The 18518-nt window shown below is 67.3% G+C and carries 17 protein-coding genes; 9 read left to right on the top strand and 8 right to left on the bottom strand.

All coding sequences use genetic code 11. The annotated features are described in order from the left end of the window. Window positions 1–13 precede the first annotated feature (13 nt). The 4 genes from B5X82_RS00080 to B5X82_RS00070 form a co-directional block, all read right to left on the bottom strand. The gene (locus B5X82_RS00080) at window positions 14–472 is read right to left on the bottom strand and encodes a hypothetical protein (RefSeq protein WP_235862556.1); all 459 of its coding nucleotides are present in this window, start codon (window positions 470–472) and stop codon (window positions 14–16) included. A 7-nt stretch (window positions 473–479) separates the two neighbouring features. Beyond that, the gene (locus B5X82_RS26160; protein WP_125724778.1) at window positions 480–1160 is read right to left on the bottom strand and encodes a hypothetical protein; all 681 of its coding nucleotides are present in this window, start codon (window positions 1158–1160) and stop codon (window positions 480–482) included. Between the two features lie 94 nt (window positions 1161–1254). Continuing rightward, window positions 1255–1956, bottom strand: coding sequence for a histidine utilization repressor (hutC, locus tag B5X82_RS00075; protein ID WP_079646016.1), 702 nt, complete (start codon window positions 1954–1956; stop codon window positions 1255–1257). Then, complete coding sequence (locus B5X82_RS00070; RefSeq protein ID WP_079646015.1) at window positions 1953–3311, bottom strand: formimidoylglutamate deiminase; 1359 nt, start codon at window positions 3309–3311, stop codon at window positions 1953–1955. The genes hutC and B5X82_RS00070 overlap by 4 nt, the downstream gene beginning before the upstream one ends. Before the next feature lie 75 nt (window positions 3312–3386). On the opposite strand from B5X82_RS00070, the gene hutI reads away from it, so the two are divergent. The 7 genes from hutI (at window position 3387) to B5X82_RS00035 (ending at window position 11115) form a co-directional block, all read left to right on the top strand. Next, the gene (gene hutI, locus B5X82_RS00065; RefSeq protein ID WP_079646014.1) at window positions 3387–4586 is read left to right on the top strand and encodes an imidazolonepropionase; all 1200 of its coding nucleotides are present in this window, start codon (window positions 3387–3389) and stop codon (window positions 4584–4586) included. Next, complete coding sequence (gene hutH / locus B5X82_RS00060; protein ID WP_079646013.1) at window positions 4583–6112, top strand: histidine ammonia-lyase; 1530 nt, start codon at window positions 4583–4585, stop codon at window positions 6110–6112. The genes hutI and hutH overlap by 4 nt, the downstream gene beginning before the upstream one ends. After that, window positions 6112–6915 carry an N-formylglutamate deformylase gene (gene hutG, locus B5X82_RS00055; protein WP_079646012.1) on the top strand — a complete coding sequence of 268 codons (804 nt, stop codon included), beginning with the start codon at window positions 6112–6114 and terminating at the stop codon, window positions 6913–6915. The genes hutH and hutG overlap by 1 nt, the downstream gene beginning before the upstream one ends. Window positions 6916–6926: 11 nt before the next feature. Beyond that, window positions 6927–8594, top strand: coding sequence for a urocanate hydratase (hutU, locus tag B5X82_RS00050; protein ID WP_079646011.1), 1668 nt, complete (start codon window positions 6927–6929; stop codon window positions 8592–8594). A gap of 2 nt (window positions 8595–8596) precedes the next feature. Further along, a complete protein-coding gene (locus B5X82_RS00045; RefSeq protein WP_079646010.1) occupies window positions 8597–9142 on the top strand; it encodes a HutD/Ves family protein in 546 nt (181 codons plus the stop codon). A 41-nt stretch (window positions 9143–9183) separates the two neighbouring features. Then, entirely contained in the window at window positions 9184–10548 is a 1365-nt protein-coding gene (locus B5X82_RS00040) for a methyl-accepting chemotaxis protein (protein ID WP_079646009.1), read from the top strand. A 171-nt stretch (window positions 10549–10719) separates the two neighbouring features. Further along, a complete protein-coding gene (locus B5X82_RS00035) occupies window positions 10720–11115 on the top strand; it encodes a response regulator (RefSeq protein WP_079646008.1) in 396 nt (131 codons plus the stop codon). Between the two features lie 197 nt (window positions 11116–11312). Here the strand turns inward: B5X82_RS00035 and B5X82_RS00030 are convergent, their stop codons facing one another. Further along, window positions 11313–11825: a YybH family protein gene (locus B5X82_RS00030; RefSeq protein WP_079646007.1), complete on the bottom strand. Its 513-nt coding sequence runs from the start codon at window positions 11823–11825 to the stop codon at window positions 11313–11315. A gap of 26 nt (window positions 11826–11851) precedes the next feature. Then, the gene (locus B5X82_RS00025; protein ID WP_079646006.1) at window positions 11852–14053 is read right to left on the bottom strand and encodes a TonB-dependent receptor; all 2202 of its coding nucleotides are present in this window, start codon (window positions 14051–14053) and stop codon (window positions 11852–11854) included. 351 nt (window positions 14054–14404) lie between these two features. Between B5X82_RS00025 and B5X82_RS00020 the strand changes: the two genes are divergently transcribed. Then, a complete protein-coding gene (locus B5X82_RS00020) occupies window positions 14405–16321 on the top strand; it encodes an NAD(P)/FAD-dependent oxidoreductase (RefSeq protein WP_235862555.1) in 1917 nt (638 codons plus the stop codon). Between the two features lie 96 nt (window positions 16322–16417). On the opposite strand, the gene B5X82_RS00015 is transcribed toward B5X82_RS00020, so the two are convergent. Both B5X82_RS00015 and B5X82_RS00010 read right to left on the bottom strand, forming a co-directional pair. Then, complete coding sequence (locus tag B5X82_RS00015; RefSeq protein ID WP_079646004.1) at window positions 16418–17068, bottom strand: TetR/AcrR family transcriptional regulator; 651 nt, start codon at window positions 17066–17068, stop codon at window positions 16418–16420. 81 nt (window positions 17069–17149) lie between these two features. Then, window positions 17150–18049, bottom strand: coding sequence for a LysR family transcriptional regulator (locus B5X82_RS00010; RefSeq protein WP_079646003.1), 900 nt, complete (start codon window positions 18047–18049; stop codon window positions 17150–17152). A gap of 92 nt (window positions 18050–18141) precedes the next feature. Here B5X82_RS00010 and B5X82_RS00005 point away from each other — a divergent pair. After that, window positions 18142–18518 (top strand): acyl-CoA dehydrogenase family protein (locus B5X82_RS00005; RefSeq protein ID WP_176152420.1); only part of this gene is annotated, 377 nt, incomplete at its 3' end.

Genomic DNA, 18518 nt, shown 5'->3' with positions numbered 1-18518 from the left:
TGCGTCGGCCCCCTCAAGGTTGCAAGTCGAGCGCCGCGTTGAGTGTCTCGTATTTTTGGGGACCACGCTGCGGCGATGTCAGTCCGCAGGCCGTGTCCACGGAGGAGAACATATATCGCTGATCGTCGGTGCCGTCATAGGTCAGCCGCTTCACGGCATCGCGCAAATGCCGATATTCGGCCTTTGTGCAGGACCGCCCGAAAGCGCTGAGCACTGGCAAGGCCCTGCTCAGTTCGCCTGAATTGCGCATCGCCCGCCCGATCGTATATCGCCACGCCGGATCGCCCAAGGCAACGATGTCATATTTCACCTGATCATTCGGCGGCAGGCGCGAATTGCCGCGAACCTCAAGGTAAAAATCATACCGCTCGGCCAGCGGCAGCCTGCGGGCCATCGCCTGGATTTCCTCGAACGACATGTCGGCGTATTTGCCCTTGCAGGCTACCAACAGACTGGCCGCAAGCAACACCATCGTGATTTTATTTGGGCGACTTTCCAGCATACCATGCCTTGTACCAATCTTCGGCTCGCGTGTTCGCAGCCTTCTCATAGGGAATCTCCCCCCAAATCGCGTCCGAAGGGTCCGCCGGCGCTACCGGAGATCCAAACGTCCCATAAGTCGCCCCCGCCTTCGTGGCATAACTCGCCGCCGACAAGAGCGCGTCACGAATATATTTCAAGGTCGTGAGCGATCCATCCTGCCAATCGGGAATATGGGCCATCTCATGAAAGAAATCCCTAGGGTGAACCCTATCAAGCGGTTCTGAAAAGGAGACCATATTTCCATCGGTCGAAGCATAGGACCCCCACCTGTTCCCACCCACTTTCGTTCTAACTTTCGACCAGTCCACCTCCGGCGCCTGCTGGTGAAGAAATTCTTCCATTTTCTTCGAAAGGCCCACAGGAATGCTCGGCATTTGAGACGGCTTCGGCTTGCTTCCGGAAGAGGCCATCTCCGGAAAGCGCGAGGGCGATTTCTGACGTTCTCGCTGCTCACGAGCCCATCGCACGATATCAGGTTCAGTCGACTGAGCAGGTCGTCCAGATTGGCCGAACGTTGCAAACGTACCGTTGCTTGGCCATGGGTCTCTGTTCTGAGATGGAAGAAGCCCCAACTGACGCAGCATGAAGGCAACACGCTTCGCTTGGGTATCTTCCATTATCCGCTCCATCATCGTTCAGCCCTAACGCATGACATAATGAGCGGAAAAAATAAAGAACAAATGGCCCAAATGGAGGATTATGCCAGTTCGCTCAGGCCAGGAAACTCGCCACCAGCGCATGGCGATCGCCGGGATAGACCTGGCGGGCATAGGTGATCCGCGCGTCGTTGCGCCAGGTCCAGCGCTCGACCGAGAGGCAGGGGCTGCCCTGCGGCACGGCCAGCCGGTCGGCGATCGTGCGGGTCGCGGCGATCGCGCTGATGCGGTGGCGGGCGTCGGTCCAGGGGACATGGGCGAGCAGCCAGGCACCGGGGCTCTGCTGCGCGAAATCGGCATCGCGGGCGGCGGGGACGGCGACGAGGCTGATCAGCCGCTCCTCCAGCGCAAAGGGCTTGCCGTCGGCGCGGTGGAGGCAGTGGAGCGCGAGGACCGGGCCGCCCGCTATCTCCAGCAGCTCGCGGTCGCGCTGGTCGGCCTCGCGCTCGATCCGGGAGATCAGGCCAAGCCGATACTCCTTGCCCTGCGCGGCGACCTCGCTCGCGACATCCGGAATCTCCAGCGCGGCGCGGTGGACCTTGGGCGCGGCGACGAAGCTGCCCGCGCGCTTGCGCCGCTCGATCAGCCCGCGATCGACCAGCCCGTCGATCGCCTTGTGGACGGTCATCCGCGAGCAGCCATATTCGGCCATCAGCGCATGTTCGGGCGGCAGCCGGTGCCCGGCCTCCCAGGCGCCCGACATGATCCGGTCCTCGATCTCGCGGCGGATACGATCGTGGATTGCGACGCGCGTCATGCCAGCACTTCCCCCAATACCCGGCGATAGCGCGCGGCGATCCGCGCGCGATCGGCATGGCGACCTGCCGTAACGAGCCGGCGCCCGCGCCGCCAGACCCCATCGACCGCCTGCCGGCCGGCGGCGAACAGCCAGCCGTCGGTCAGCAGCCCGGCGTCGCGCTCGGCCAGCGCCGGATGATCGGCGTCGAGCGTCACGAAATCGGCCGGGTGGCCGACCGCCAGCCCCGCCGGCGCGCCGAGTGCCCGCGCCCCGCCCGCGACCGCCGCGCGATGCAGCGTGTCGCCGACCGACGCGCCCGCCGGGGCGAGCCGGTTGCGTCGCCGATGGGCGAGCCGCTGGCCATATTCGAGCAGGCGCAGCTCCTCGCTCGCGTCGATCAGCACGTTCGAATCCGATCCGACGCCCCAGGCTCCGCCCGCCGCGAGGAAGGGATCGGCGGAGAAGATGCCATCGCCCAGATTGGCCTCCGTGATCGGGCAGAGCCCGGCGACCGCGCCGCTCCGGGCTGACCGCCGGGCCTCGTCCTCGGTCATGTGGGTCGCGTGGACGAGGCACCAGTTCGCGTCGACCGGGGCGTTGCCGAGCAGCCATTCGACCGGCCGCGCCCCACTCCAGGCGAGGCAGTCCTCGACCTCCTTGACCTGTTCGGCGATGTGGATGTGGACTGGGCCGTCGCCGAGCGTCGCGACCGCCGCCAGCTCGTCGGGGGTCACCGCGCGCAGGCTGTGCGGCGCGACGCCCAGCACCGCGTCGGGCAAGGTCGCGATCGGCGCGCGCAACCGGTCGATCAGGCGCGCATAGCCGTCGACATCGTGGATGAAGCGGCGCTGCCCCTCGCCCGGCGCGAGGCCGCCGAAGCCGGCATGGGCGTAGAAGACCGGCAGATGGGTCAGCGCGATCCCGGTCTCCTCCGCCGCCTCGATGATCGCGAGGCTCATCGCCGCCGGATCGGCGAAGGCGCCGCCGCCGATGTCGTGGTGGAGATAGTGGAACTCGCCGACGCGGGTGAAGCCGGTCTCCAGCATCTCGACATAGGCCTGCGCGGCGATGGCGTGCAGATGATCGGGGGTCAGCCGCGCGACGAAGCGATACATCGTCTCGCGCCAGCTCCAGAAACTGTCGTCGCCGCCCAGATTGACCTCGGCCAGCCCCGCCATGCCGCGCTGGAAGGCGTGGCTGTGCAGGTTGGGCAGGCCGGGCAGCGCGATCGCGTGGCGTTCGACGCCCGCGACCGGCGCGGCGCCCGGCACTACCGCGGCGATCAGCCCGTCGCGCACCGTGATCGCGACGTCCCTCGTCCAGCCCTCGGGCAGCAAAATCCGGTCGAAATGGAAAGACTGTTGGCCGCTCATCGTCACCTCTCACGATAATGTCTATACATTATTGAGAGTCGGTGCAATGATGGTGGGCAAGGGAGATTCGACGGGATGCGATGCGACAGGCTCTGGCGGGACGCGCGGCTGGCGACGATGGCGGGGAACGGCCTCGGCATCGTCGAGGACGGCGTCGTCGCGGCGAGCGGCGGGCGCATCCTCTATGCCGGGTCGGCGGCCGACGCGCCGGCCTTCGATCCCGAGCGGGCCGAGACTCTCGACGGCCGCTGGATCACGCCGGGGCTGATCGACTGCCACACCCACCTCGTCCATGGCGGCGACCGCGCGCATGAGTTCGAGCTGCGGCTGGCGGGCGCCTCCTATGAGGAGATCGCGCGCGCCGGCGGCGGCATCGTCTCGACGATGCGCGCGACCCGCAACGCCGACGAGGCCCGGCTGGTCGAGCTCGCCCTGCTCCGGCTCGACGCGCTGATCGCCGAGGGCGCGACCACGGTCGAGGTCAAGTCGGGATACGGCCTGACCGTCGCCGACGAGCTGAAGATGCTGCGCGCGGCGCGGCGGCTGGGCGAGGCCCGGCCGGTCGGCATCCGCACCACCCTGCTCGGCGCCCACGCGCTGCCGCCCGAATATGCCGGCGATGCCGACGGCTATGTCGAGCTGGTCTGCCGCGAGATGATCCCCGCCGCCGCGCGCGAAGGGCTGGCCGACGCGGTCGACGCCTTCTGCGAGGGGATCGGCTTCACGCCCGCGCAGACGCAGCGCGTGTTCGATGCGGCGCGGGCGGCGGGCCTGGCGGTCAAGCTCCATGCCGAACAGCTCTCCAACCTGCACGGCGCGCAGCTGGCGGCCGAGGCGGGCGCGCTGTCGGCCGACCATCTCGAATATCTCGACGCGGACGGCATCGCCGCGATGGCGCGCGCCGGCACCGTCGCGACGCTGCTGCCCGGCGCCTATTATTTCGTGCGCGAGACGAAGCTGCCGCCGGTCGACGGGCTGCGCGCGGCGGGCGTGCCGATCGCGATCGCCACCGACTGCAACCCCGGCACCTCGCCGCTCACCTCGCTGCTGCTGACGATGAACATGGGCGCGACGCTGTTCCGCCTGACCGTCGACGAATGCCTGGCCGGCGTCACCCGCAACGCGGCCCACGCGCTGGGCCTCCAGGCGGAGATCGGCACGCTCGAACCGGGCAAGAGCTGCGACCTCGCCATCTGGGACATCGAGCGCCCGGCCGAGCTCGTCTACCGCATCGGCTTCAATCCCCTCCACACCCGTATCTGGAAAGGTCTATGAGCGACATCCTCCTCAAGCCGGGCGCCGTGCCGCTCGCCGACTGGCGTGCCATCTATCAGGGGGCGGCGCCGAGCCTCGATCCCGCATCGGCTCCGGTCATCGCCGCAAGCGCGGCGGCGGTCGAACGGATCATCGCCCAGCACAAGCCGGTCTACGGCCTCAACACCGGCTTCGGGAAGCTCGCCAGCGTCAAGATCGGCGACGAGGACCTGGCGACGCTCCAGCGCAACATCGTGCTGAGCCATGCGGCGGGGACCGGCGCCCCCTCCCCCACGCCGGTCGTCCGGCTGATGATGGCGCTCAAGCTCGCCAGCCTCGCCCAGGGCGCATCGGGCGTGCGGCCGGAGACGGTCGAGATGCTGGAAGCGATGCTGCTCGCCGGGCTGACCCCGGTGGTGCCGTCGCAGGGCTCGGTCGGCGCCTCGGGCGACCTCGCCCCGCTCGCGCACATGGCGGCGGCGATGATCGGCGTCGGCCAGATCGAAGTGGCCGGACAAGTGCTGAGCGCCGAGGGCGCCCTCGCCCGCGCCGGGCTGGCGCCACTGACGCTGGGCCCGAAGGAAGGGTTGGCGCTGCTCAACGGCACGCAATTCTCGACCGCCAACGCATTGGCCGGGCTGTTCGAGACCGAGACGATCTTCCGCTCGGCGCTCGTCACCGGCGCGCTTGCGACCGAGGCGGCCAAGGGATCGGACACCCCGTTCGATCCGCGCATCCACGCGCTGCGCCGCCAGCCCGGCCAGATCGAGACCGCCGACGCGCTGCGCCGCCTGATGACGGGATCGGCGATCCGCGCGAGCCATCTGGTCGACGACGCGCGGGTGCAGGACCCCTATTGCCTGCGCTGCCAGCCGCAGGTGATGGGCGCGGTGCTCGACCTGCTGCGCCAGGCCGCGACCACGCTGGAGATCGAGGCGAACGGCGTCTCCGACAATCCGCTGATCTTCCCGGATACCGACGAGGCGCTGTCAGGCGGCAATTTCCACGCCGAGCCGGTCGCCTTCGCCGCCGACATGATCGCGCTGGCGATCTGCGAGATCGGTTCGATCACCGAGCGGCGGATCGCGATGCTGGTCGATCCCGCGCTGTCGGGCCTGCCCGCCTTCCTGACCCCGCAGCCGGGTCTCAATTCGGGCTTCATGATCCCGCAGGTGACCGCCGCCGCGCTGGTCTCCGAGAACAAGCAGCGCGCCACCCCGGCGAGCGTCGACTCGCTGCCGACCTCGGCCAACCAGGAGGACCATGTCTCGATGGCGGCGCACGGCGCGCGGCGGCTGCTCGACATGGCCGCCAACGCCAATGCGATCGTCGGCATCGAGCTGCTCGCCGCCGCACAAGGGTGCGACTTCCACGCGCCGCTCCGGTCGAGCGGCCCACTCGAAGCCGCGCGCGCCCTGCTGCGCGCACAGGTGCCGATGCTCGACCATGACCGGCATTTCCATCCCGACATGGAGGCGGCGAACGCGCTGGTCCGGTCGGGCGCGCTGGTGACGGCGGCGGCGATCGCATTGCCGGGCCTGGCGTGATGCTCGACTGGCTCGAAGTCTCGCGGGGCGAGGCGCCGCTGGTCGTCGCCTTCCCGCACAGCGGCACCGAGATTCCCGAGGAGCTGGAAGGCAGCTTCGTCTCGCCCTGGCTGGCGCGCAAGGATGCCGACTGGTGGATCGACCAGGTCTACGGGTTCGCGGATACGCTCGGCGCGACGACGATCCGCAGCCGCATCTCGCGCAGCGTGATCGACCTCAACCGCGATCCGTCGGGCGCCTCGCTCTATCCGGGGCAGGCCACGACCGAGCTGTGCCCGACCACCACCTTCGCCGGCGAGCCGCTCTATCGCGACGCGCCGCCCGACGCCGGCGAGATCGGCTGGCGCCGGTCGACCTGGTTCGATCCCTATCATGACGCGCTGGCGGCCGAGCTCGACCGGCTCCGCGCGCGTCACGGCAAGGTCGTGCTCTACGACGCCCATTCGATCCTGAGCCGGGTGCCGCGCCTGTTCGACGGCGAACTGCCGCTGTTCAACATCGGCACCAACAACGGCGCGACCTGCGATCCCGCGCTCGCCGCAGCCGTCACCGAAATCGCCGCCGCGACGGGCTGGGGCCATGTCCTCGACGGCCGCTTCCGGGGCGGTTGGACGACCCGCCATTACGGTCGCCCCGCCGATGGCATCCATGCCATCCAGATGGAGCTGGCGATGCGCGCCTATCTCGACGAACCCGACGCTCCCGGGCCCGACAACTGGCCCGCCCCCTTCGACCCGACGAGCCCCGTCATCGCCGAGCTGCGCGCGATCCTGACGGCCTGCCTCGCCTTCGCCCGAAACTGAAAGGACCTGCGATGACCCGTCTCGACAACAGCCGCGTGATCAGGCCGGCGACCGGCACCGAGCTGTCGGCGAAAAGCTGGCTGACCGAAGCGCCGCTGCGCATGCTGATGAACAACCTCCATCCTGACGTGGCCGAGCGGCCCGAGGAGCTGGTCGTCTATGGCGGCATCGGCCGCGCCGCGCGCGACTGGGAAAGCTACGACCGGATCGTCGAGACGCTGAAGCGGCTCGAAGCCGACCAGACCCTGCTGGTCCAGTCGGGCAAGCCGGTCGGCGTGTTCCGCACCCATGCCGACGCGCCGCGCGTGCTGATCGCCAATTCGAACCTCGTCCCCAAATGGGCGACCTGGGAGCATTTCAACGAGCTCGATCGCAAGGGCCTGGCGATGTACGGCCAGATGACCGCGGGAAGCTGGATCTACATCGGCACCCAGGGGATCGTTCAGGGCACCTACGAGACCTTCGTCGAGATGGGCCGTCAGCATTATGACGACGATCTGTCGGGCCGCTGGCTGCTCACCGCCGGCCTCGGCGGCATGGGCGGCGCGCAGCCGCTGGCGGCGGTGATGGCGGGCGCCTCCTGCCTCGCGATCGAATGCCAGCCGAGCCGGATCGACATGCGCCTGCGCACCGGCTATCTCGACCGCGCCGCCGAGACGATCGACGAGGCGATGGCGATCATCGAGGAAAGCTGCGCGGCGAAGAAGCCGCTGTCGGTCGGCCTGCTCGGCAATGCCGCCGAGATTCTGCCCGAGCTGTACCGGCGCGGCATCCGCCCCGACCTGCTGACCGACCAGACCTCCGCCCATGATCCGGTCAACGGCTATCTGCCCGCCGGCTGGACGGTCGCCGAATGGATCGAGCGGCGCGAGCGCGAGCCCGAGGCGGTGGCGAAGGCGGCCAAGGCGTCGATGGCGGTCCATGTCCGCGCGATGCTCGATTTCCAGGCGGCGGGCGTGCCGACCGTCGACTATGGCAACAACATCCGCCAGGTGGCGAAGGACGAGGGCGTGGCCAACGCCTTCGATTTCCCCGGCTTCGTCCCCGCCTATATCCGCCCGCTGTTCTGCCGCGGCATCGGCCCGTTCCGCTGGGCGGCGCTGTCGGGCGATCCCGAGGACATCTTCAAGACCGACGCCAAGGTCAAGGAGCTGCTGCCCGACAACCACCACCTCCACCGCTGGCTCGACATGGCGCGCGACCGCATCCACTTCCAGGGCCTGCCCGCGCGCATCTGCTGGGTCGGGCTCGGCGACCGGCACCGGCTCGGCCTCGCCTTCAACGAGATGGTGGCGAAGGGCGAGCTCAAGGCGCCGGTGGTGATCGGCCGCGACCATCTCGACAGCGGATCGGTCGCCAGCCCCAATCGCGAGACCGAGGCGATGAAGGACGGATCGGACGCGGTGTCCGACTGGCCGCTGCTCAATGCGCTGCTCAACACCGCATCGGGCGCGACCTGGGTGTCGCTGCACCATGGCGGCGGGGTCGGCATGGGCTACTCGCAGCATTCGGGCATGGTGATCGTCGCCGACGGCACCGAGGCCGCGGCGAAGCGGCTGGAACGAGTGCTGTGGAACGATCCCGCGACCGGCGTGATGCGCCATGCCGATGCCGGCTACGACATCGCGCTCGACTGCGCGCGCGACAAAGGGCTGGACCTGCCCGGCATCCTCGGCTGATCGTGAACCGGGTCCTCCGGATCGCGGACCGCCCGGCGGTCCCGTGGAAGAACGGCGGCGGGACGACGCGCGAGATCGCCGTATTCCCGCCGGACGCCGGCATGGACGATTTTGTCTGGCGGCTGAGCATGGCGCGGGTCGAGCAGACCGGCGCCTTCTCCGCCTTCGACGGGGTCGACCGGGTACTCGCCGTGCTGGAGGGCAGGCTGCGCCTGTCCGGTGCCGGGCTCGACGTCACGCTCGACGGCGGCAGCGCGCCCTTCCCTTTCGACGGCGGAGCACCGATCGCCGGCGAACCGATTGCCGGCCCGGTCGTCGATCTCAACGCCATGGCCCGGCGCGGTCGGTGCGACGTCGAGATGCGGCGCCTCTCAGCGGGCGCCGAGGTGACGGGCGGCGATGCAATCTTCCTCCTGGCTCTCGAACCGCAACGGATCGGGGAGGACGAGCTTGACCGGCTCGACATCGTCGACACCGCCGTCCCGGTGACGACGGGCGGCGCGGCGCTGCTGGTGCGCTTCACCCTGGCGGGTTCAACGCGTCGTTAACCATATCCGGCTATGATCCGCGCCCGAAGGGAGAGGGATCGATGGATATGGCTTCGGCGCCGCTGGCGCCTATCGAAGCGGTGCTGACCGAGGCCGAGATCGCGGAGCGCGTGTCGCATTACCGGGAGGCCGGCCTGCACCAGCGGCTCGCCGCCTTGTGGGAGCGCGCTTCCGACACGATCGTCGAGGTCCTTCGCGAGAACTGGACGCCCAAGCTCCAACGACTGGCGAATAGCGCCGAGGGCGATGTCGACGCCTTCCTCGCGCTGCGGGTCGACGACCTGATCGAGCGCCGTCGCCACGTCTATTCGCAGCCGATCGACGCCGACTGGATCCGTATCCTCGGCTTCAACAGCCGGCTCGTCTACAGCCTGAAGATTCCGCTGCCGACCATCCTGCTCGACACCGCGCGCGAGAACGGGATGATCGTCGACCGGATCGCCGAGCGCTTTCCCGATGACATGGCGTTCGTCCTGTCCGCGCAGCGCACGATCGACATGCTCGGCGCGATCCAGCTCGAGCTCAACCTGTCCTATTTCAACGCCATCCGGCGCCAGCGCTCGCTCATCCTGCGGGAATCGGCCAGCCAGATGTTCCGCACCGACATCGGTGACATCCTCGCGGGCACCTCGCGCCGGTCGGCGACCTTGCGGGACCAGACCAGCCTCGCCTCGCAATCGGCGCGCGGCATGCTCGGCAAGACGTCCGAGGTCGCCGCCGCCGCCGAGCAATCGGCCACCGCGATGCGCGATGCCGCGCAGACCGCGGCCGGCCTGATCCGCGCGATCGAGGAGGCGCGCCGCGAGGTCGACGTCGCCGCGTCGGTCGCCACCCGCGCCGCCGGCCAGTCGGCCGAGGCGCTGTCGGTGTCCGAGGCGCTGTCCGACCATGCGCGCGCGATCGAGTCGATCCTCGGCCTGATCCGCGACATCGCTGGGCAGACCAACCTACTGGCGCTCAACGCGACGATCGAGGCCGCTCGCGCGGGCGAGGCCGGTCGCGGCTTCGCGGTGGTCGCGCAGGAGGTCAAGAACCTCGCCAACCAGACCGCGCGCGCGACCGACGACATCGCCCGGAAGATCACCGCGATACAGACCGCGACCGCCCAGGCCGTCGACGCCAACGGATCGATCCGCGCCACGGTGGGCGAGGTCGAGGCCTGCGCCGCGCGCATCCGCGAAGCGATGGACGTCCAGGCGCGCACGGTGACGACGATCACCGCAGCGGTCGACCAGACCGCGCTCGCCGCCGATTCCATGTCCTCGACGATCGCCGCGATCCGTACCGATACCGAAAATGTCGCGGGCGACATCGACCATCTCGCTGACGGCTACGGGGAGGTCGACGACGCGCTGACGCGGCTGGAGAAGACCGCGCACGACTTCGCTGCGCTGTTCGCGGAGTGACGGCCGCGCCGGGCGCGGCGACCACCGAAAAACCGACGACGAGTGCCCCGAATTTTCCTGGTTGGCCGAGAAATCGACATCGGTTAAGCTGGAGGTTCGGCCAATTGGTCGATGAATGGGGAACCTTGTTCAAGTCGATGGCTTGACGACCCTGAATCGGTGGAGAGGATCATGCACGTCCTGATCATCGAAGACGAGCCGCTGATCGCATCGCATCTTGAATGCTTCCTAAGCGAACTTGGCGCGGATAGCTGCGATCTTGCCCAGACCGAACGAGCGGCGGTCGCGGCCGCGCTCGATCGCACGCCCGACCTGATCACGGCCGACTGCAGGCTGCGCGAAGGATCGGGCGTGGACGCGGTGGCGTCGATCCGCCGCTCGCTCGGCAGCATCCCGGTGGTGTTCATCACAGGCGATCCGCGTGGCTGCGACGCCCGGGACGACATGACCCATATGCTGGTCAAACCGATCCGCTGGCTCGACCTCGCCACAGCCGTCGCCAGCCACAACCTGCCGCCTGCCAACGGCCCGGACGGAAGGGGCCATACAGCCGCAACCGGCGGCTGAAACCGCCCTCCCCTCACCATATCCACTCATCCTGAGGGTCCGGATCAAAAGTCTCCGCTCACCCTGAGGAAGCATCGAGCGTAGTCGAAATGCTGTCTCGAAGGGGCCGTTCGAGGCTCGAAACATCCTTCGAGACGGGCCTTCGTCAAGGCTCAGTCCCTCCTCAGGATGAGCGGGTTATACCAAGCTCCTTCCTCTCATCCCGCCTTGGGAAACTCGCCGACGGTGTAGGCGTCGCCGCCCGAGATCCAATGGCCATCCTTCTTCGCGAAGACGAACAGCATGATGAAGGTGAAGGGCTTCTGCGTCTTGTCCTTGGGAAAAGCGCGGAAGTTGACCCATTCCCACGCGGCGTCGGTGCCGACATGGGTGGCGACCGGTTCCACCTTCACATTCGCGATCTTCACGACGTTGCGATATTCGTCGCGAAAGGCCTCCCGCCCGATGACCGGCTTGCCCTCAGGCCCGAAGGTGATCGCGTCGCGCGTGTAGAAGCGATCGACGATCGTATCGGCGTCATCCCTGGCGAAGGCCGCTTCCTTCATCCGGTAGAGCGCGTCGACCTGCCGGCGGAACTCGGCGACGGCAGCGCCGCCGGCGCTCGGCAGATCGCCGACCGCGGGAGCTGGATCGGCCGCGAGCGCCGGCGACGCCGGCAGCACCGACAGGCCGAGAAGCGCGGACGCCAGCAGAGCAACGGACTTGGACATATCTTCCATCTTTCCTTTCGAGGGGGTCATTTCAGCCGATAGGTGAGGCTGCCGCCGAACCGGCGCGGGCGGGCGAAGGTCTGCTGGGTGAAGCCGAACGGCCCCGACAGATCGAGATTGTAGAGCCGGTACTTCCGGTCGGTCAGGTTGTTGACGAAGAAGGCCGCCTCGATCGGCAGGTCGTCGAACGCATAGGAGACGCGCGCATCGCCTACCCAGCGGGCCGGCTCGCGATCGACCGGCGCGTTGAAGGTCGAGAAATATTGCCGGCTGTCGTGCTTCCAGTTGGTCTGGAACGCCAGCCGCCCTGGCCCGGCCGCGAATTCGTAGCGGATCAGGCCGCCCGCGCTGACCGACGGCGCCTGCGGCATGTCCCGGTCGAGCACGGCACCGCCGGGCAGGCTGACGTTGCGCACCTCGCCGTCGAGCAGGGTCAGGAAGGCCTGGAGGTATAGACCGACGATCGGCCGGGTGGTGAATTCGACCTCCAGCCCCTTGATGCGGGCAGGCTTGTTGCGGATGAGCTGGGTGACACCGACCAGCTCGAACGACTGATAGCCGCTATATTTGTAGTAGAAGCCGGCGACGTTGAAGGTGGTCGTGCGATCGAGCAGCGTCAGCTTCATGCCGCCTTCATAGTTGGTCAGCACTTCGCCATCGAAGCTGAGCTCGGCCGGATCGAACGGACCGAAGGCCTGGGTCGCGAAGCCGCCGCTCTTCGTGCCGCGATTGACGCTGGCATAGAAGAAGGCGTTGCGGCTGGGCCGGTAGTCGATCTCGATCTTGCCCGAATAATCGCCGAAGCGGCGCTTGGCGAACGCCGGGAACAGCGTCTTGTTGAAGACGAAATCCTGCACGCCATTTTCGGAATGGACGAAATCGAAACGCTTCCAGTCCTTCGAATAGCGCAGCCCGCCGATGACGGTGAACTGGTCGCTTAGCCGATATTCGAGCTGGCCGAAGGCGGCGACGGATTCGGTGTCGAGGACGCTGTCATATTGCTCGAGCAGGCCGAAGGCGCCGGTCGTGTCGGTGACATAGCCGTTCCGGGTGTGAATCTTGATGCCGTAGAGACCCGCGAGCCAGTTGAGCCGATCGGTATCGCCCGAAAGGCGCAACTCCTGGGAAATCTGATACAGGTCCTGGGCCGTCGAATAGGAGAAGTTGGTGGCCGGCGACATGTCGGCATCTTCGCCGTAACGCTTCTTCAAATCCTGATAGTCGGTGATCGAGGTCAGGGTCGCGCCGCCCAGATCCTGTTCATAGCGTGCGGTGACCGCCCAGAAGGTCCGGTTGAACCGATTGGGTCCATTGAACGATGCCGTGAAAGGATCGCGGTCGGGCTCGGCATAGCCGAGGGCGTCGCAACCGTTGCAGGTACCCCACGGATTCTCGTTCGTTCCGATGAAGGTGCCCAGGCCGAGCGCATCGGGGACCGCCGAGGCATGCGAATAGATGCCGCCCTGCCGGTCATGATCGTTGCGGAGCGCCTGCACCTTGATGTTGAACTTGCCGCCGTCGCCGACGTCGCCTGCGAGCTGGACACGGCCCGCATAGAATTTCGAGCCGCCCAGATCCCTGCCGATCCGGTTGTTTATATAGGCGCCGCCATGGTTGGTGGTGAAGGAGAGGCGCGCCCTCAGGGTGTCGCTCAAGGGACCGCCAACCGCGCCTTCGGTGGCGACCTGGCCATAGCTGCCGACGGTCGCGGTCACGAAGCCATCGAGATGGTCGGTCGGTTTCGCCGAGACGATCTGGACGAGGCCGCCCGTGGCGTTGCGGCCGAACAGCGTGCCTTGCGGGCCGCGCAGCACCTCGACCCGTTCGAGGTCGTAGGTCATGCCCGAAATGGCACCGAGCGCGCTGATGTAGACCTCGTCGTTGTAGAAGGCGATCGGCGCCTCCTGGCTGTCGGCGAAGTCGTTCTGTGATACGCCGCGGATGTTGAAGACGGTCACGGTCGGGCTGTACTGGTTGACCTGAAGCCCCGGCACCTGTGTCGCGAGCGCCGACACGTCCTGCCGGCCCAGCGCGGCGAGGCTGTCCTTGCCGAGAGCGGAAACCGCCACACCGATCGCCTGGGCGCTCTGCGTCCGCTTCTGCGCGGTGACGACGATCTCGTTCGGATCGAGCGCAGCACTGTCCGCCGAAGCCTGTGCCAGTGCGCCCCCTGCCCCGCCCATGGCGGCCGCGACAGATACCAGCCATTTCGAAAATCGGTGCGTCATTTCCTTGCTCCCCTTGTGGTGACCGTCCCTGCTGCGACTCGATTTCATTCGAGCTACTTTTCGAATTGAATCGAGTATCTCGCTTCATCCAGTCCCTGTCAATCGGGCGGGAAACATCTCTTCTCTACAATCAAAAATTATTAAAATACCTATATTTATAAGGCAATATCGCATCAACGGCCTGGCTCTAGGGCTCAGTAGCGGCGTAAAATTCCACCTCCACAAGAAAGTCAATTCGAATCGAGAATCTCGATTGCCAGCGAGATCGAGCTTTGGCACTATGCGGGGCGTGACCGGCGGAAGGCCGGACGGGAGGGACCAGCAACGATGAACGGACTAGGGGAAGAAAAGGTGACGCGCCGGGACTTCATCGGCGGCACCATGATCGGGTCGGGCGCGGCGCTGCTGACGATGGGCGCGCCGGCGATGACGGCCGGGGCACAGGCGCAGACCGTGCCGAGTCCGCTCACCGGACTGGGACCCGACTGGACCGGCCCCGGCGGCGTCGGCGACTATGCCGGCAAGAACGGCAACACCCATGTCGTCGTCAACGCCGCCCACGGCCATATCCGCAACGGCGATCTCGACAAGCGGATCGCCGACGCCCCGCTGGTGGACGATCTCTACGACCTGATCATCGTCGGCGCCGGCATCTCGGGCCTCACCTCCGCCTTCGTCGCCGCGCGCGACAATCCGTCGGCGAAGATCCTGATCCTCGACCAGCACGCGATCTTCGGCGGCGAGGCCAAGCAGAACGAGTTCGACGTCGACGGCTATCGCCTGACCGCGCCCCAGGGCTCCACCGGCATCGTCGTCCCCTTCGCGCCGGCCGAGCAATTCGGCTTCGGCAGCCCGTTCCTCAAGGAACTCGGCTATCCGGAGGAGTTCACCTATCAGGAGCCCGAGAACCTGTCGCAACCGATCCTGGTGCCGCGTGACGCCTGGGGCCCGATGCACATCTCCTGGGAGATGGCCGACACCGCCTTCTATTATGAGGGCAAGGGCATGGTGAAGAATCCGTGGCGCAACGGCTTCCGCGACGCGCCCATTCCCGAGAAGGTCAAGAAGGCGCTGGTCGACCTCGAGCTCTACCGCACGCCGCCGGTCCGCGACGACTGGGCGCAGTGGCTCGACACGATGACCTACAGGGAGTTCCTGCTGAACGTCGCCGAGGTGCCGGCCGACTGTATCGACGGCGTGCTCGACGTGCTGAACCCGGTGATGGCCGCCATGGGTTGCGGCCAGGGCGGCGACGTGATCTCCGCCTATTCGGCCTATAATTACCTGATGCCGGGAGTGATCGGCTATTACCGCTATCAGCATGGCGGCGCCGACCCCACCGATACGATCTTTCTGGCGACCTTCCCGGGCGGCAACACGATCGCCGCGAAGCGTTTCCTGAAGCTCGCCAAGCCCGAGGCGCTGAGCGGCGACGACAGCCTCTACGGGCTGATGGAAAGCCAGGTCCGCTGGGATCAGCTCGATCTGCCCGGTCAGAGGGTGCGGCTGCGCCTGTCGAGCACGGTCTTCTCTGTCGTCCACGAGGGCAAGCCGGCCAGGGCCAGGACGGTGCGCGTCACCTATGACAAGGACGGCAAGCTGGTCAGCGTGCGCGGCAAGGCGGTGATCTGCGCCGGGCAGCAGCACGCCAACCGCCGCATCTGTCACGATATCGACGCCAAGTATCGCGCGGCGATGCAGGAATTCCACCATGCGCCGATGCTGGTGATCAACGTCGCGCTCAGGAACTGGAAGTTCCTCGACAAGCTCGGCGTCGCCGGCATCCGCTGGTTCGAGGGGCTCGGCTGGTGGACGAGCCTGCGCCGCAACCTCGTCATCGACGGGCACGAACCGCAGCCGCTGGATCCGAACAAGCCGGTGGTGCTGACGCAGTACATCCCCTTCCTGATCCCCGGCGTCGCATGGCCCGACCAGTGCACCCAGGCGAGGATGATGCTCTTCTCGATGTCCTATGCCGATATCGAGGCGCAGGTGCGCGACCAGTTCACCAAGATGTTCGGCCCCTATGGCTTCGACGCCGAACGCGACATCGCCGGGATCGTCACCAACCGGCAGGGCCATGCCTATATGGTCGCCCCGCCCGGCTTCCACTTCGGCCGCAACGGCCAGAAGGCGGCGAAGGACGTGCTGCGCGAGCCCTGGCACCGCATCGCCTTCGGCCATTCGGAGCTGTCGGGCGCGCAGATGTGGGAGACCGCCGCGCTGGAGGGCGAGCGCGCGGCGAAGCAGGTGCTGCCGATGCTCTAGTTCCGGTTCGGGGATATGGACCGGTGAACCCCCTTCCCGGTCCTCATCGCCGATCGACGGCCCGGTTCCCTGGCGGGGGGACTGGGCCGTCCTCGTTCAGTGGCTGCGCTTGCGCTGCAGGACCGGCGGCAGGTAGTTGCCCAGATAGGCGGTGGCAGCGCGGCTCGCCTCTTCGACCATGTGGCGGGTGATGACCCCGTCCTCGAGCACCGACAGCGCGAAGAAGGCGTCGGCGATGACGATCGCGCGGAAGAAGATGGCGACCGGCTCGGCCAGTTCGGGCAGGTGGAAGCGTGCGCTCAGCGCCGCGTGGAGCTGCACGCCGAAGCGATAGTCGTCATGGCAGCCGGCCTGGCGGATGTCGGGCGTCGTCCGCGGCCCGAGGATGAGCTGGCGCGCCGCCGCGTCGGCATTGAAATAGTCGGCGGAAGCGGTGAGGAAGGTGCCGATGATCGCCTGCCACGACGCATCGGCGCCGACCGTGGGTTCGACGCTCGCCATCTCGTCGGAGATGGTCCGCGCCAGCTCCTTGTAGAGCTCCCGCAGGTCGGGGAAGAAGTGATAGGTCGAGCTGGACGGGATATTCGCCGCTTCCGACACCATCGGCAGGGTGATGTCGTCGATCTCACGCTCCTGCAGCAAGTCGCGCGCGGCCTGCACCAGCGCCTCGCGCCGGGCCCGCCCGCGCGCCTGCGTGTAGCGGCGCCCGGTCGCACCGTCGGTGGTCGTGGTGATCGCGTCCCTCATGTCCCGACCCTAGCGGCGGACCGGCGGCGAGGTCCACGGATTTCCGCCCTGCCGGGCGCGGATGAACCGAAAGGCGGCGCGTCACGGATGTGGAGCGGTGCCTTCCAATGTCCGCAGGATGACGCGCAGCGCCTCGCCCGGTGCCTCGACATGATGGACGAGCATGGTCCGGAGCTGCTCGTCGAAATCACGGAGCGCCCTGTATTGCAGCCCGTCCAGCTGCAGCCTGGAGAGCGATGCCGGGGCCAGGACCACGCCTTCGCCAGCCGCCGCCAGGCACGCCGCGGTGACGAAGTCGTCGGTGCGGACGACCGGCTGCAAATCGAATCCCCCCGCCTCGGCAAGCCTGCGGATATTGTCGATCAGCCCGACCTGCTCGTGAAACTGTGGAACGATGAAGCGCTGGTCGGCCAATTGGCGGGGCGACAGGGCGGCCTGGGCAGACAAGGGATGCTCGGCCGACAGGCAGACGACCAGATCTTCACAATGCGCCTGCAGCGCACGGCATCGGGCGGGATAGGAGGGGCGCGGGCGGATCAGGCCGATGTCCAGCCGCCCCGCATCCAGTGCGGCGAGCTGTTCGGGCGTTTCCATCAAGCGGGGCACGAGCCGAAGGTCGGGCAGCTCCTTGCGCAGCGCAGACAATATGCGGCCCAGGACGCCACTGATCGCCGCCGAGAATACGAAGCCGATCTGCAACGGCCCGCTGCTGCCGCGACCGAGGTTCCAACCGAGCCGTTCGGTGGCCGTCAGCTTGGCGAAAGCCTCGGACGCCTCCGGCAGGAAGGCTGCGCCTATGCGGGTCAGGCGGATATCGGTACGGACCGAACGATCGATGAGCTGGGCGCCGATCTGATCCTCCAGCCGCCGCAGCCGCTTGCTCACCACCGATTGGGCGATGCCCAGCCGGTCGGCCGCGCGCGAGAAGCTTCGCAGGTCCGCGACCGCGATAAACGCCGCCAGCCCCTCGCCATCGATCATCTCTTTATTCCAAATCGCGATTGAATATCCTCTTTTCGGCTCTCGTCAGGATTTTGCAAGTCGGTCAGACAGTTCGCCGAAGGGAGATCCGCATGTCCAAATTCGCTGCGTTCGACTGGGCCGATCCGTTCGGATTGGACGATCAGCTCACCGACGAAGAGCGGATGATCCGCGACGCCGCGCACGGCTTCGCCCAGTCCGAGCTGCAGACGCGGGTGATCGCGGCCTATCGCGAAGAGGTCGATGCGCCCGAACTGTTCCCGGCGATGGGCGCCGCCGGCCTGCTGGGCGCGACGCTTCCCGAGGAATATGGCGGCGCCAATGCCAGCTATGTCGCCTACGGCCTGGTCGCGCGCGAGGTCGAGCGGGTGGATTCGGGCTATCGTTCGATGATGTCGGTGCAGTCGAGCCTCGTCATGTACCCGATCTACGCCTATGGATCGGAGGAGCAGAAGCGCCGTTATCTTCC

The sequence above is a fragment of the Rhizorhabdus histidinilytica genome (assembly GCF_900167915.1).
Taxonomy (GTDB): Bacteria; Pseudomonadota; Alphaproteobacteria; order Sphingomonadales; family Sphingomonadaceae; genus Rhizorhabdus; species Rhizorhabdus histidinilytica.
This window is presented reverse-complemented; position numbering and strand designations above follow the sequence as displayed.